General features: G+C 59.2%; 15 protein-coding genes. 9 read left to right on the forward strand and 6 right to left on the reverse strand.

The annotated features are described in order from the left end of the window. Positions 1-65 precede the first annotated feature (65 nt). From SM765_RS19970 to corA, 5 genes are all read right to left on the reverse strand, one after another. Positions 66-1,595 (reverse strand): multicopper oxidase family protein, encoded by a 1,530-nt coding sequence (locus SM765_RS19970; RefSeq protein WP_368981758.1) that lies wholly within the window; start codon positions 1,593-1,595, stop codon positions 66-68. Between the two features lie 92 nt (positions 1,596-1,687). Continuing rightward, positions 1,688-4,300, reverse strand: coding sequence for a bifunctional lysylphosphatidylglycerol flippase/synthetase MprF (gene mprF / locus SM765_RS19975; RefSeq protein WP_368981759.1), 2,613 nt, complete (start codon positions 4,298-4,300; stop codon positions 1,688-1,690). Positions 4,301-4,436: 136 nt separating this feature from the next. Beyond that, positions 4,437-5,564 (reverse strand): Do family serine endopeptidase, encoded by a 1,128-nt coding sequence (locus tag SM765_RS19980; protein WP_368981760.1) that lies wholly within the window; start codon positions 5,562-5,564, stop codon positions 4,437-4,439. A 111-nt stretch (positions 5,565-5,675) separates the two neighbouring features. Then, positions 5,676-6,110, reverse strand: coding sequence for an EamA family transporter (locus SM765_RS19985; RefSeq protein WP_368981761.1), 435 nt, complete (start codon positions 6,108-6,110; stop codon positions 5,676-5,678). Beyond that, positions 6,107-7,300, reverse strand: a complete 1,194-nt coding sequence (gene corA / locus SM765_RS19990) for a magnesium/cobalt transporter CorA (protein WP_368981762.1) — start codon at positions 7,298-7,300, stop codon at positions 6,107-6,109. The genes SM765_RS19985 and corA overlap by 4 nt, the downstream gene beginning before the upstream one ends. 12 nt (positions 7,301-7,312) lie before the next feature. Between corA and SM765_RS19995 the strand changes: the two genes are divergently transcribed. Continuing rightward, on the forward strand, positions 7,313-8,209 hold the full coding sequence (locus SM765_RS19995; protein ID WP_368981763.1) for a mechanosensitive ion channel family protein: 897 nt from the start codon (positions 7,313-7,315) through the stop codon (positions 8,207-8,209). Here the strand turns inward: SM765_RS19995 and SM765_RS20000 are convergent. After that, positions 8,162-8,491, reverse strand: a complete 330-nt coding sequence (locus tag SM765_RS20000) for a YidH family protein (RefSeq protein ID WP_368981764.1) — start codon at positions 8,489-8,491, stop codon at positions 8,162-8,164. The two genes, SM765_RS19995 and SM765_RS20000, sit on opposite strands and share 48 nt — an antisense overlap. A 139-nt stretch (positions 8,492-8,630) precedes the next feature. On the opposite strand from SM765_RS20000, the gene SM765_RS20005 reads away from it, so the two are divergent. The 8 genes from SM765_RS20005 (at position 8,631) to SM765_RS20040 (ending at position 14,655) form a co-directional block, all read left to right on the forward strand. After that, the gene (locus tag SM765_RS20005) at positions 8,631-9,524 is read left to right on the forward strand and encodes a hypothetical protein (RefSeq protein ID WP_368981765.1); all 894 of its coding nucleotides are present in this window, start codon (positions 8,631-8,633) and stop codon (positions 9,522-9,524) included. 116 nt (positions 9,525-9,640) lie between these two features. Next, a complete protein-coding gene (locus SM765_RS20010; protein ID WP_368981766.1) occupies positions 9,641-10,360 on the forward strand; it encodes a DUF502 domain-containing protein in 720 nt (239 codons plus the stop codon). After that, complete coding sequence (locus tag SM765_RS20015; protein WP_368981767.1) at positions 10,360-10,983, forward strand: DedA family protein; 624 nt, start codon at positions 10,360-10,362, stop codon at positions 10,981-10,983. The genes SM765_RS20010 and SM765_RS20015 overlap by 1 nt, the downstream gene beginning before the upstream one ends. Positions 10,984-11,051: 68 nt before the next feature. Then, positions 11,052-11,270, forward strand: a complete 219-nt coding sequence (locus SM765_RS20020) for a hypothetical protein (RefSeq protein WP_368981768.1) — start codon at positions 11,052-11,054, stop codon at positions 11,268-11,270. 177 nt (positions 11,271-11,447) lie between these two features. Beyond that, positions 11,448-11,855 (forward strand): hypothetical protein, encoded by a 408-nt coding sequence (locus tag SM765_RS20025; protein ID WP_368981769.1) that lies wholly within the window; start codon positions 11,448-11,450, stop codon positions 11,853-11,855. Positions 11,856-11,930: 75 nt separating this feature from the next. Next, positions 11,931-12,602, forward strand: coding sequence for a winged helix-turn-helix domain-containing protein (locus SM765_RS20030; RefSeq protein WP_368981770.1), 672 nt, complete (start codon positions 11,931-11,933; stop codon positions 12,600-12,602). 3 nt (positions 12,603-12,605) lie between these two features. After that, complete coding sequence (locus tag SM765_RS20035; protein WP_368981771.1) at positions 12,606-13,976, forward strand: sensor histidine kinase; 1,371 nt, start codon at positions 12,606-12,608, stop codon at positions 13,974-13,976. Beyond that, a complete protein-coding gene (locus SM765_RS20040; RefSeq protein ID WP_368981772.1) occupies positions 13,963-14,655 on the forward strand; it encodes a VIT1/CCC1 transporter family protein in 693 nt (230 codons plus the stop codon). The genes SM765_RS20035 and SM765_RS20040 overlap by 14 nt, the downstream gene beginning before the upstream one ends. The last annotated feature ends 403 nt before the right edge of the window (positions 14,656-15,058 follow it).

Consider the following 15,058-nt stretch of genomic DNA (forward strand, 5'->3'; position numbering starts at 1 on the left):
TAATTCCAGCTACTGGAGCCTCAAGAGGTGGAACGGATATTTTCACACACTCGGGGCCTTCAGGATCAGGCGACCGTGAACTGCGCCATCATTCCCGCGTCTTCGTGTTCGAGAATGTGACAATGCAGCATGAAAGGCGTCGCAGCGTCGGCCTTCTGGTCGACCCGCACCAGAATCTCGGCGCCACGTCCATCGACCACCACGACGTCCTTCAACCCTTCAGTCGCCGGGTCCACGCGTTGCCCGCCGCGAGAGACGACCTGGAACGAGGTCCCGTGGACATGGAAGGGGTGGATCATCATCGGTGCCGAAATCCGCCAAAGCTCGGTTTCGCCGGCACGCAACTCGGCATCGATCCGGCCCATGTCATAGGAATTGCCGTTGATGCCCATGATCGCGCCGGAATTGCCGATCAACTTGCTGAACATGGACCCGATCGTCGAGCCCGCGTGCATGTCCAGCCGGAAGTCGCGGGTTCGGACGGGGGCGCCAAAATCTATCGGCGGCGCGGGCAGGCTAGCGGGAAGGATGGCCGGCCCGGTTGCGGGCGAGACACCGGGCGCGAACGTCATGATCTCGATCGCGCCGCCGGGCCTTGCATCGCCGCCCATCATGCCGCCCCCACCCATCATGCCGCCGCCCATCATGCCACCCTGGGCGATGTCGGCACTGACCAAGCGGACGGGCGCGGTGTCCGCGCTGAAATCGACGACGATCTCGGCGCGTTCGGCCGGGGCCAGCGCGATGTGGCTGCGCGCAACCGGCGCGGGCAACAGGCCGCCGTCGCTGGCGACCTGGTGAAACCGGCGCCCATCGGCAAAGGCGAAATCGTAGAACCGCGCATTCGAACCATTGAGCAGGCGCAGGCGCACCAGGCCTCTTGGCACGTCGGCCACCGGCTGCACGGCACCATTCACGCAGATCGTGTCACCAAGAACGCCGCCCATCAGCGCCATGCCCGAAGTGTCGTAGACCAGCCGCCCGGCCCGGTCGAAACTGCGGTCCTGCACCACCAGAGGCAGGTCGTTGACACCATAGTCCGAGGGCAGGCCATTGGGTGCCGCGGGGTCTTCGACAAGCAGGAAACCGGCCAGGCCGTGATAGACCTGCGGGCCTGTCTTGCCATGGACATGGCTGTGGTACCACAGCGTCGCCGCCGGGTGATGCACGTCGAACCGAGCCGCCCAGGATTGCCCGGGGTCAAAGGCCAGCTGCGGACCGCCGTCCATGGTGCCGGGAACATGGGCGCCGTGCCAGTGGGCAGTGATCTGGTCGTCGGTACGGTTGACCACGTCGATCTGCGCGCTTCGCCCGCGCCGCACGCGCAAGGTGGGCCCAAGGTAATCCAGCTCGTATCCAAGCGTCGGCGTCTGCGTTCCCGGCACGAAGGCGTGGCTGCCCGCCCGTGCCGTCAGCGTCACCGGCTGAGACCCATCCGCATCGACCAGCGGTGGGATCGGCAGCGGGGCGCCACCTTCAGCGGCGAAGGCGCGCCCGGTCAGAAGAAAGGGCGCCGCGATCAGCGAAAATCCTCCCAAGAGGACTTCGCGGCGGTCAATTCCCTGGTCGGGGCAGTCGGACTCATTCGACGACAAGAGGTTTCTCCAGTTTTCGCCGTATCGGGTAATTCAAAACAAATTCACATTGCAGAACATAATTGTCCGACGGCATTGTCGACCGGCTCCAGTCAAACATCTGCTTTCTTCTTCCCTATCGTGCTGCGAAGACCACCGCCGATCAACGACACCACGTCCGTCGCCACGCCGAGGACATTCGCGCGGGGGGGCAGCGCGATGTAGACAGGCCGCCAGTCGGGATCGAATTTCTCCTTGAAATTGCGTAGGCCCTCAAAATTATAGAACTGCCGTCCGTGGCGATAGACGAAGGCGCCAAGCCGTGTCGTGAGCTTGGCGCCGCGGCGTGCCTCGAGGCCCGAAAGCGGGGCATTGCCGAGGCTGAACTCGCGATAGCCCTCGGCCTTGAAATGCAGCATCAGTTCGGTGAACAGAAAATCCATCAGTCCCGATGGCGCGTCATCGACCTGGCGCATGAGATCGATCGTGGCTTTATCTTTCGTCTCGGTCAGCCAGAGGTTGGCAAAGGCGACAATCCGGCCTTCGAACGAAACGGTCGCAATAGGGAATTGCGCCAGACGCTCGGCATCGAAGGCGCCGACGGAGAACCCTTTTTCGCCGCCGGATTTGGATGTGAGCCATTCGTCGGAGATGGCCTTTAGCGTTGCCATCGTCTCAGCCGGGATCGGGGCAGGGATGACGTCAAAGCTCAGCCCATCCCGAAGCGCGCGGTTATGCGCGGTGCGCAACTTCTTGCGGTGCGATCCTTCCAACCCGAAGTCGGGCAGCCTTACGACCGCCTCTTCGCCCATCTTGATCAGCGAGAGTCCCATGTCGAGCCAGAGCGGCACGGATGTCGCCGAGACGGAATAGAAAACGGGGCGAGCATTCGCAGCGTAGGCGGCATCGTGGAATTCCCAGACGAGTTGGGCGAACTCATCGGGATCGCCGAAGGGATCGTGCAGAGCGATCCAGGTGCGTCCTTGTATGCGATACATGAGAAACGACTTCCCGCTTTCGGAAAACAACAGCGACTTGTCTCCGGTCAGCACGATGTTCGCTTCTGGATCGTCCTGCCCCTTGATGATCTCCCGTGCGCGTTCCAGATCCTCCGCCGTCGCGAGATCATGCGAGAAGGCTCCTGGCCTGAGCGCAAAAACAAGAGTCATCAAAGCGAGCGCTAGGACGCCAACCAGTGCTGCACGAAGGGCGCGCGGTGCCGATTGATCCGCCGCAAACTGCCACCAGAGTTCGTGTGCATAAGGTGTGGCCTTGTGTGCAAAGAACAGGACGGCCATGACGGCGATGGAAAGGCTGGCCATCATGATGATCCAGCGCGGGCTCAGGACGTTTCGGGTCAATCTGGTCGTCCTGTAAAACTCGCGGCGCGTCGGCACGAGAATGAGGAGTGCCAGGCCAAGTACCAGTGCCCGTTCGTAATCGAGACCATGGGCAAGGCTTGCCGCAATGCCGCCACCAAGGACCCCGATCGCCAACCACCAGGCCCCTTCGACGCGGCGGAGCAGGCCGTGAGCGATGATCACGAGAGCCGCACCCAGGATACTGGACAAAAGCGCGCCGCCTTCGACAAATGCCAAGGGCAATAGATCTTCGTACTCCTGAGCAAGATCGCTGGTGGGTGGGATGAGGGTCGATGCCAGCATGAAGGCACCAGACCCAAAGACCATCGCGGAGATCGCAAGCGGCGTGACGGCGCTGACCGACTTGAAGACTGGTGCGAGGCTTTGCATCACCGGTCCGAGGGTGCGCCCGCTTGCCATTCGGGCCTCGGTGAAGGCGAGCAGGATCAGCGCGGCAACGAACGGGACGAGATAGTAGATAAGCCGGTAGAGCAGCAGGCCCGCCGCCGCCTGGTCGACTGGAACTGAGGCGGGCAGGGCGGCAATGATAACCGTCTCGAATACGCCCACGCCGCCGGGCACATGGCTGAGCACGCCTGCAAAGATGGCGGCGGCAAACACGGCGAGGAAGGTTGCGAAACCCAAGTCGCTGGCTGGCAGCAACAGGTAGAGTGTTGTCCCGGCCAGGAGAATGTCGATACCGGTGAAGACGATCTGCCCCAACATGATGTTGAGCGAAGGTGCCCGCAAGGAAACCCCTCGGATCATGATCTCGGATTTGCGAAGAGCAAGGAAAGACAGAAGTATCAGGCAGAGTGCGACGATTGCGACTGAGCCCCAGCGGATTGTCGTGGCGTTGAGGGCGGTCAGCGAATCCAGCGCGTGCGGGTGATAGGCAAGCGCGCCGAACCCGATCAGTGTTGCCCCGAACCCGAAGGCAAGCGACCCGAATACAGCGATCCCTGCGATGTCGTAGGCGGACAATCCGAGCGCGGAATAAATGCGGTATCGCACTGCACCGCCCGTGACAGGCCCCGCCCCAATTGTATTTCCCAGGGCATATCCGAGAAACCCGCCGGTGAAGATGACGGGCAGGGGTAGCTTCTTGTCGAGATAACGCAAGGCTGACCAGTCATAGCCGACGAGCGCCGTATATCCGCCGGCCGTGCACAATAATGCGATGGCAATGATGTGCCAGGGCGTGCCCCGTATCTGGGCGGCCACATCATGGAAATTGACGGGTTTCAGAAGGTGGTAAAGCGCCCATGCACCGCCCGCGAATAGAGCCGCCGTCAGCAGATAGGGCAGCAGCGGTTTGATGCGGGCCCATAGCCCTTCGGTGGAAATATCTTCTGAAACCGTCACGTCTGTCCCTCGAATCGTTTGTCTTTATTGATCTTTTTAGCCTGCCCCGGCGATAAATGCACCGGGGCAGGCCGCCCTCCGTGAGTGGGGACCTTTACGCTGCCGAGGGGGGAATCCCGACGGCGCAAAGCGGAGGTCAGGCGTCCTGTGCGGTCGCCCGGTTGGCAAGCGTGACGTCAAGTGTCATCCGCTCGCCCTTGCGCAGGACTACGATCGTTGAAGCGGTGTCCGGCGCGGTGCTTGCCACGGCACGGGTCAGATCGCGGGCCTCTTTGATGTCGCTTCCATCGAAGCTGAGCACGATATCGCCCGCTTTCAGCCCGGCCGACTCTGCCGGTGTGCCCGCGATCACTTCTTCGACCTGGGTGCCCTGGCCGACATCGAGACCGAGAACCTCAGCGACTTCCTCGCTCACAGGCTTGATCTGCACGCCGAGCCAGCCGCGGTCGATCTGACCGTCATCCTGCAGGTCTGCGACAATCTTTGAGACAAGGTCGGACGGAACGGCGAAGCCGATCCCCGCGCTGCCGCCATTCGGCGAAAAGATCGCCGTGTTGACCCCGATCACTTCGCCCTGGTCATTGAAGAGCGGTCCGCCCGAGTTGCCGCGGTTGATGGCAGCATCGGTCTGGATGAATTCATCAAAAGGTCCGGAATTGATGTTGCGATCTTTGGCCGAAACGATCCCTGTCGTGACCGTTCCACCAAGGCCGAAGGGATTGCCCATGGCGATCACCTCGTCACCGACGCGCATGGCGTCGGAAGACCCGAATGCCACAGTCGGCAGGCCGGTGCCTTCGATATCCAGAAGTGCAATATCGGTCAGGGGATCAGTCCCGACAACAGTGGCCTCATGCTCGGACCCATCAGCAAACTTGACGGTCACGGTCGTCGCACCGTCGATGACGTGGTTGTTGGTGACGATCAGACCGTCGCTGGAGATGATGAAGCCCGATCCAAGGCCTTGGCGTTCAGGCGAACCTGGCATGTCCGGCATTTGAGGCATCTGGTCGCCGAAACGGCGTTGGAATTCCTTGAAGAATTCTTCGTTCGGCATCCCGCCTTCCGCATCTGCGGGCGTAACTTTCGCGCTGACTTCTACGAGAACGACCGCCGGGCTGAACTGTTCGATCAGGTCGGCATATCCGCCAGCGGGAACGGCGAGAGCGGTCGTGGGCGCCAAGGCGACAAGACTTGTCGTGCCGAGAGCGGCAACGAGAGCGGCCGCAGTGCTTGCGCGACCCAATGATTTGATACGAGACATGTAAACCTCCATCTCGGGTGTGATGGAGATGCAAATGGCGGTTCGACCTCAGGCTTGCCTGACGAAAGCTATACAGATTTGTAACGTCACGTTTTTGTTCCCGATGTGTAATCAGCTCACCGCGATCAGGATCGCGCCTGCACCCACCAGCGACACGCCGAACCAGCCCGTCGGCGAGAGGTGCTCACCCAGAAACACCGCCCCGAAGATCGCCACGAGGACCACACTAAGCTTGTCGACAGGGGCAACCTGAGACGCCTGTCCGAGTTTAAGCGCACGGAAGTAGCAGACCCAGGAGGCGCCGGTCGCGAGGCCGGAGAGAACGAGAAAGAGCGCGCTCTTGGGTGAAATCGAGCCGAGCGGTTCGTATTGATCTGTCGCCCACAGGATCATGCCAAGAACCGCCATGACAACAAGTGTGCGCAAGAAGGTGGCAAAATCCGATCCTATATCCGAAACGCCCACCTTCGCGAAAATCGCCGTCAGAGATGCGAAAACTGCAGCGAGGATTGCCCACAGCTGCCAGGAGCCAAAAAATGAAGTCATGGGTCTTTCTCCGAGCCATTGTCAATATCATCTCTTCGATGCGACCGCCGTCCTATCCACCCGAGGCGAAAGAATACCAAGAGCATGAGGCAGGCGGAGCCGACCATCAGGCAGAGAGCGTAGACATACCCGAACTTCCATCCCAGCTCGGGCAGATTATAAGGCGAAGTTCGGTCGAAATTCATGCCATAGAGTCCGGCAATGAATGTCATCGGTATGAATACCGTCGCGATCATCGTAAGGACCTTCATCACCTCGTTCATCCGGTTTGAGATTGACGACAGCTGTAGGTCCACAAGGCCTTGGGCCGTTTCCCGGTAAACTTCGACCATGTCGAGCAACTGGAAGGCGTGATCGGAACAATCTCGGAGATAAGGTAGAAGCGAATCGTCGACCTGCGGCGTGTCATCGCGTTGCAGTGCGGCAAGCGCCTCGCGCATCGGCCAGAGCGCGTGCCGCAGATCAAGAAGTTCACGCTTCAGGAGATGGATATCGCGTACAGCACCGTCTCCGGGCTCCTGCAAAATGCGTTCCTCCAGCCCTTCGACCAAATCGCCATACCGTTCCAGGATCGGGAAATAGGTATCTACGATGGCATCGATCAGTGCATAGAAGAGATAGGCGCTCGATCCTCGGATGCGCCCGGCCCCGCCTGCAAGGCGCTTGCGGACACCCTCGAAACAGTCGCGCGGGCCCTCACGTAGGGTCACGACGAAATCAGGTCCCAGGAGCAGTGTGATCTGGTCGGCAACGAAGGGAGGCCCGGACACGGGCATGCGCAGGACTGTTAGAACAAGATCACCATCGAAATCGGTGTGGGCCCTTTGATCTAGATGGAACAGATCGGCAATGGCAAGCTCGCTCAGGCCGACGCCTCCGGCCAGTTCTGCGATCGCCAAATGGTCCTTCAACCCGCAGATGTCGATCCAAAGCAATTCGCCGTCATGTGTGCCGGGCCGAGAGGTCTCCACGGCGTAGCCGTCCGGTCCATAGCGATACCAGGTCACCTGTGTTTCATGCGCATCCTTGGGCGGCTCGATCGCAACCGGCGAAGTTCCAACACTGCGGAATTGCCGCCTCGCTCTCCGATCCTGAACCGTGCGTAAAGCATTCAAGAGCGAGCTTCTGTCAATTGTTCTTTTCATTTCGTCAGTGTTTTCAAAAGCGTGCTCATCGTCAATAGTACGCACCGGGGGTACCTCATGAATTGGCAGACGCTGCAATCCTGGTTGTCAAAACTTCATCCGGACACTTGGTCGGGCGCGTTGACGCTGGCTGTCCTGTTCTGGATGGGCGGGCTCATTCTGTCTTGGGTTATGCGTAGGGCCATCCGATTGATCATGGAGCGTGACCGGGATCAGCGGATTGACCGCATGGCGGCATCATTCCTGTCCAAGGTCGCGAGCGTTTTCGTCTGGATCGTGATTCTGATGCTCTACGCGCACATGATCCCGGCGCTGGACCGGCTCGGCACCGCACTTCTGGCGAGTGTGTCGGTCGCTTCGATCGTCATTGGTCTTGCCGCGCAATCGACGCTTGCCAATTTCGTCGCTGGCCTGAGCCTCATATTCTATCGCCCTTTCAGTCTCGGCGACCGTGTACAGATCAATGCGCCCTCGGGTTTGGAGACCGGGGTCGTCGAGGATGTGTCGCTTGGCTACACGGTTCTGCAGACTTTCGACAACCGTCGCGTGGTTATTTCCAACTCGGTGATTTCGAACACGGTGATGGTCAACCTGACGGCCGTGCATCCGCGTGTCATGGCTATCGTGCCGTTCTCGATCAGCTATGATTCGGACATCGATAAGGCACGGGCAGTTGCATTGGAGTTGGCCGAGGCCCATGAGCAGGTGGAAGAGACCGTCGCGTGCCCGGTCATGCAGCTGGGCGCGTCAAGCGTGGACATGAGTCTAAGGGTCTGGTGCGCTGACCCGGCGATAGCCGCTGGGGTCAAATACGATCTGACGGAGCGGATCAAGAAACGGTTTGACGCCGAAGGCATCGAAATTCCCTATGCCTATCAGAATGTCATCGTGAAATCCCTGCCGGTATCACCCGGTTCTGACAAGTCCGAGCAGAAAGACGAAGACAGTCAATAAGAGCAGGGCCAACATCGCCGAGAAGAGGACCTCTATCCGACCAAAAGAAGCGCGGTCTAACCGATCCCCTTCGATCTGCTTCCGGATCACAAGGGATCGCAAGGACGCCATCAGCACCAGGGCCGCGCTAAGAAAAACCAGCGCCAGACCGGCCCAAGTATTGTTGGGCGTTGATGGAAGCTTCTCTATGAGCACGCCGAACCCAGCAATCGCGATCGCGGTCCTGATCCATGCGAGATAAGTTCGCTCGTTTGCTGTATGTTCCTGAAGTCGTTCGATCATTACGCATTTCCACCCCGGTATCCCCGTACTCGGAAACATCATTACACAGGTTTAATCCAAGCGACATGTTCTATGCAGGTTAAATTCCGAATTTGCATTGCGGCAGGAACACTTGCCTCACATCGAAAAGGATAGACAAATGAAACGTACTCTTCTGGCCACTGCCGCCATTGCGATGCTTACACCGGCAGTTCTAATGGCCGACACCAAACCCGTCGACCCGGCTGTTTTGAACGCAGTCGCGGGATTTGCGGCGGACGTGACCGCCACGGATGTGACGACCCACAAGCTGTCCGGAGGCAAGACACTTGCCGAATTCACACGGGCGAACGTCGGGTACCAGATCGTCGTGGACGGCAAGGGAAAGATCACCCAGGTGATGGAGACCCAGAGCTATCGTCCTGAAACGCCGGACCCGCGCAACGAGGCGATCAGCAATGTAGCGTCGTTGCATGAAGACTTGACCGAATTCGCGCTGGCCGGTGATCGCAGTGCCGCGCAAGAAGCAATCGGCATGATTGCGAAGGGACTGACCGACATCCACCCGCTCCTGAACGCCAAGGCTGCCGAAACGGTCGCGGCGAACCTCAAGGTGATCGAAGCAGCCGCCGAAGCGCAGGATTGGCAAACGGTCGCATTGCGCGCAGTCGACGGGTTCGGTCAACTCGAAGGCACGCTGGACACTTCGAAGTTGACGGTGCCGATCGACGTATCGATGCTCGACTATACCGGCTTCAAACTGAGTGCCCTGGCCGGATCCAAGACCATCGACTGGAGCACAGTGTCCGCGACGATCGATCAGTCCGCAAAGCAGTGGGCTGCGCTTGAATCGCAAGTGAACGACAAGGGGCTGCGTGACACGCTCAATTCGATCCACGCGGGGCTGAACACTGCGCTGGCGGAAAAGGATGCCTCGCAGCTGGCCTTCGGGGCGCATATGGAGCTCGACGTGGTTGACCTGCTCGAGCACTATTTCGTCGCCCAGTACAAGACCGGAACCGGCGCACTCCCTATCCTAGAAGACAGCAAGTAAGGGAATACCAGCACTCATTTCACGGGCGGCGCATCGCGCCGCCCGTGAATTGTATTGCCGTATGCAGCAAGCTATTTGATAAAAAGGCTCATCCAGCGAGAGCAAGGCCACGAAATATGGGGAAAGACATGAACCCATTACGTTATGTTTGGGAAAAAGGGATTGCGAGCGCGTTCCTAACGGGGCTCTTCGTACTCTTGCCCGTGATCCTGACTTTCCTGATCATCGAATGGATCGTTGTCAAACTGCGTGGCGCCTTGGGGCCGGGCAGCATTCTGGGAGACGTCCTTACGTCGGGCGGCTCCAGCCTGCTGGGACCCGGTCACGCAATTCTGGCATTCTGGCTGGGCCTCGCGATTGCGCTTGTGGGCGTCTGGGCGCTTGGCGTATTGGTGAAGGCGCAGGCTAAACGCCAGCTCGCGAACTGGATTGACGCCCTGTTTTCGCGTGTGCCGCTGGTGCGCTCAATCTACAAACCCGTCAGCCAAGTCGTGCGCATGTTGAATGCGGACAAGGGTGATGAATTCAAGGGCATGTCGGTTGTCATGTGCCGTTTCGGTGGAGAGCAGGGCGCCGAGGTTCTGGCGCTCCTGACCTCCCCGGAAGTCTATGTCGTGGACGGTAACAGGCGGCAGCTCGTGTATCTTCCAACCTCACCGATACCAATGTCCGGCGGGCTGGTCTTTGTCGCTGAAGATGCGGTCAGCGCGGTGCCGGGCGTGGATGCGGACGATCTGATGAAGATTTATTTTTCGATGGGGGCGCTCATGCCAGAGGAAGGGCAGGGCGGCCTGACCCGTGCGATAGAAAAAAGACTGGAAGGCCTGAAAACCTGATGCTTTGGATCAAGGATCATCTGCTCGCACTGGTCGAGCAATATGGCGTGATTGCACTTTTCTTCTCGATCACGCTGGAGACGCTTGGACTCCCCTTGCCGGGAGAAAGTGCTTTGATCGCGTCCTCTGCCGCTGCGGGGGCAGGCAAGCTCAGCATTTGGCATGTGGTGACCGCGGCCTATTTCGCGGCCGTTCTTGGCGACAATGTCGGCTATCTCATAGGGCGCAGATACGGCAAAGTCGTAATTCTGCGCCACGGAGAACGTATTGGCATTACACATGACAAATACGCGCGCGCGGAGGAGATCACGGCAAAGTACGGGCCTTTCATGGTCATCGCCGCGCGATTCATCGTGCTCCTGCGACAGTTGAACGGCCTTGTGGCGGGATCGACGGGCATGCACTGGGCAAAGTTTCTGATCGCCAATCTGATCGGCGCAGCGTTTTGGGTCGGTTTGTGGTCTACGCTGGCTTACAAGCTTGGTCATGATGCCTCGATCGTTCCCTGGGTTTGGCATCATTTGTCCTTGGTGGCGATGGTGGTCATTCCCGCGCTGCTCTTGATGATCGCGCTGCTATACTGGCGCGTTCGGCGGAGAAATCCCGACATTACAGAGATGTAATTCTTGCGTCAGGCGGCCGTGTTCATGCCTGCCCATATTCCGTTTCAGAAGGAACAAGGAGACTTCACATGGAACGGATCAAATCTTTTCTCGCCAGCGCCCTGATCGCTCTGATCGTATTTGCTGGCTTCGGCTTCGGCATCATGGCCGTCGGCTTTGCCATCGTTCTGGGCGGAGCTTTCGCCCTGGCATTGCGGCTTGCAGGTCCGCGCTTGATGGAAGAAGCTGAGAAACGCGCCGCTGAAGTGCGCGTGGACACTGCTGAGGCCGAGCCTGCGACGGCCTGAAGACCACCAAAAAAATGCACGGCAACGGCGGGTTGACCCGCCGTTTTTTTTCGTAAAATCAGTATTTTGCAAAGATAACACAGATGTAATCCGCGCGACAGGCGAGATGAATATGCACTCCATAAATCAGTCTCATCGGACGGGATGGTCCCGGCCAGAAACCAAGGAGACTACACCATGAAACGCAACAAGATCGCACTCGCTGCAACGTCCGGCCTGGTTGGCCTGTCGGTTCTCGCCGGTTCGCTGGCCTACGCCTCGACCGGCTCGGACGCCAAGTCGGCAGAAGAACTGGCGCAGTTCCTCAGTGCGAATCCCAACGTGGCCGCTGTCGTGGCAGACGTCGAAACCAAGACGGGCGGCAAGGTCGTCGAAGCCGAATTCGATGATGAAACCGCTGGCAATGGCATCGTGGAATTCGAGATCATGATGGCTGATGGATCCGAGCAGGAAGTGCTCTACACTCTGGCAGATGGTTCGATGACGGTTGCTGCCGATGAGGACGGCGACATGGATGGCGACCATGAAAACGACAACGACGAAGCTGATGAGGATGGCGAGAACGAAGCCGACGACGACAAGTAAGTCGCAAAGTTCTGAAATCCATGGCAAAACACTGGTGGCCCCTCCCGGGGCCGCCGGCACGTGACGGAGCGGAAGATGAAGATTCTGGTGATCGAGGACGACAAGACGACAGGCGCGTATGTCGCCGAAGGGCTGCGCGAAGAAGGCCATGTCGTCGACCTCATGGAAAACGGTCGCGATGCGCTCTTGCAGGCGAGTGCTGCCGACTACGACGTCATGATCGTCGATCGCATGTTGCCAGGTCTTGACGGCATGGCCCTGGTGAAAACGCTGCGCGGTGCAAAGAACCAGACGCCCGTTTTGTTTCTGACCTCACTTGGCGGCGTCGACGACCGCATCGATGGATTGAATGCGGGTGGCGACGATTATCTGACCAAGCCCTTTGCTTTTGGGGAGCTTTCGGCCCGCGTTGCGGCCCTGGCGCGTCGTCCGCGTGCAACGCAAGAGGAGACGATTCTGCGTGCGGCCGATCTCGAAATGGATCTTGTGCGCAGGAAGGTCACTCGGGCCGGACAGAGCATTGACCTGCTGCCGCGTGAATTCGCTCTTCTTGAACATCTTCTGCGGCGAAAGGGTAGAGTGCAGACCCGTACGATGTTGCTGGAGGCTGTGTGGGATATCAGCTTTGATCCCCAGACCAATGTCGTTGAGACACATATCAGCCGACTGCGCGCCAAGGTCGATAAGCCTTTCGATAAAGAGCTGATCGAAACCGTTCGCGGCTCCGGCTACCGGATCGAGGCCTGAGCCTTGGCAACTGCCCGCGGCATATGGACGTCGACGCCTTTGCGTCAATCCCTGGCGATGGCGGCGCTGTTCGCGTTGGTAAGTCTTGTTAGCCTTGCTGCGACTTACGTGATCGTGCGCGACAATACAGAGCAGTCCCTGCGCGCGACGCTTGAACAGGAAATGGCGAGTTTCAGGACATTGCCGAATGCTGCGGCTGTGATCGCATTTGTCCGGTCACAATCTCAAACAGCCTCCCCAGAAGATCGTATTCTCAGTTATGTGCTGCCTGGAGGGCTGCATGTCGGCAATGCGGCTCTCGTGTCTGATGGAGATGGATACGCGGCCGTGTCGTTTGACGACGATGCCGCGGACATAGACGGAGACTACTTTGCCTTGAGTGCGAATGTGCACAGTGGGCAGATGATGATCGCGCTCAGCGCCGAGCCTATCAAAGACATTCAGGAAGCTTTCCTGTCGGTCTTCCTGTTCAGCCTGATCCCGACCACGCTCATTGTCGTCGGTGGCGGCGTCCTTTTAGCCCGGCGTTCCGTCAGGCGGCTGAATCGAATCGACGCAACGCTCGACCGGCTGACAACCGGCGACTATGCCGCGCGCGTTGCCCCCATGAACGGGAGGGCGGACGATCTCACCCGGATTGGGGCACGCATTGACACGATGGCTGCAGCGCAGGAACAGCAGATCTCGGCCCTGAAGCAGGTTTCTGCCGACATTGCGCACGATCTTAAGACACCGATCCAGCGTGTGTCCGTCTTGTTGAACCAGTTGCGCAAGAAAGCCAGCCTGGACAAGGACGCCTCGGATATTGTGGACCGGGCAAACGAAGAAACCGACGGCATCGTAAAGACCTTTCAATCGCTTTTGCAGATCGCTCAAATCGAAGGAGGTTCGCCAAGGAAGCACTTTGAACAAGTTGATGTCGCAGCCTTGGCACGGACGTTTTGCGAGGTGTATGAGCCAACTGCCGAAGAAACCGGTCACAATCTGAGCTGTGACGTCCCGGATGCGCCGGTCTTCGTCTCGGGCAACAAGTCTCTGCTTGGTCAGGTGTTTGCCAATTTGATCGAGAACGCGCTCCGCCATGCTCAAGAGGGCGCCAAGATTTCCGTGTTGGTGGCACAATCGGGTGGGACCGCACACATCACGATAAGCGATAATGGCCCCGGCATTCCCGCCGAAGAACGTGAAAATGTGCTTCGGCGGCTCTATCGTCTGGAGCGTAGCCGAACGACACCCGGCAGCGGGTTGGGCCTTAGCCTGGTCGCCGCGATCATCCACATGCATGACGGCGAACTGCGCCTGGAAGACAACGCGCCGGGCCTAAGAGTCGAAATCGATTTGAAGGAGGTCGGGAAAAACCATGCTGGCGCATAGGGATTTGCATTTCAGCGGTCGCTCAGGGTGGTTGCGCGCAGCGGTCCTCGGCGCCAACGACGGTCTTTTGTCGACGGCAAGCATCATCGTTGGGGTCGCTGCGGCTTCAGCAGCGACTGGACCAGTGCTGGTCGCTGGTCTGGCCGGTCTTGTTGCGGGCGCCCTGTCGATGGCCGCAGGGGAGTATGTGTCCGTAAGCTCGCAAGCGGACAGCGAAAATGCAGACTTGGAGCGCGAGGCAAGTGAACTCGCACGAAACGCCGATGGCGAATTCGACGAACTGGTTGGCATTCTACGCACGCGCGGCATGTCCGAGGCAACTGCGCGCCAGGCCGCAACTGAAATGACCGAACATGATGCGCTTGCGACCCATGCGCGCGAAGAAATCGGCCTGAGCGATGCGCTATCCGCCCGCCCGCTTCAGGCGGCTGCCGCTTCCGCCACCGCTTTTTTGGTCGGAGGAATACCGCCGCTTTTGGTCGCTGCGATTGTACCGTTTTCGAGCGTTGCGATAGCGGTTTCGTTGGTTGCCTTGGCCATGCTTTTCGGACTTGGCGCGGCCGGGGCCAAGCTCGGCGGCGCATCGGTTGAACGTGCGGCACTTCGCGTGGCCTTCTGGGGTGTGATAGCTATGACGGCGACCTATGCGATCGGCGCCCTGTTCGGAACGCGCCTGTAAATTTGCGCTGCGAACCGAATGTTGATGTCACCTCATACGGGTCGTCCGGTCGTCATCTTTCGTCGCATCAGCAAGCCCAAGAGAAATCCAAGCAAAAGTGCGATCACGTGTCCGGTATCCGTGAGAGGTTCGAACTCTACTGCGACCTTTATCGAGATCGCGAGCAGGACGGCGATGCACAAGGGCCAACGATAACGCACGCTCGCGACTGCAAGCCCGACGAGGCCGAACCCGCCCATGGACATGCCAACATCGTTGAGGTCGGAGACGTCGGACAGGCTCGGAAGCATCCAGACGGCAGTCAAAAGGACGAGGGTCGATCCGATTGAGCTACTCCCCGATCGTTGGACAGGATCTGGCGTAGTTTAAGCTACTCTCTGCCGCTGCTGACCAGGTTGGGTTT

The sequence above is a fragment of the Pseudophaeobacter sp. 1A09344 genome (assembly GCF_041008745.1).
Lineage (GTDB): Bacteria > Pseudomonadota > Alphaproteobacteria > Rhodobacterales > Rhodobacteraceae > Phycobacter > Phycobacter gallaeciensis_A.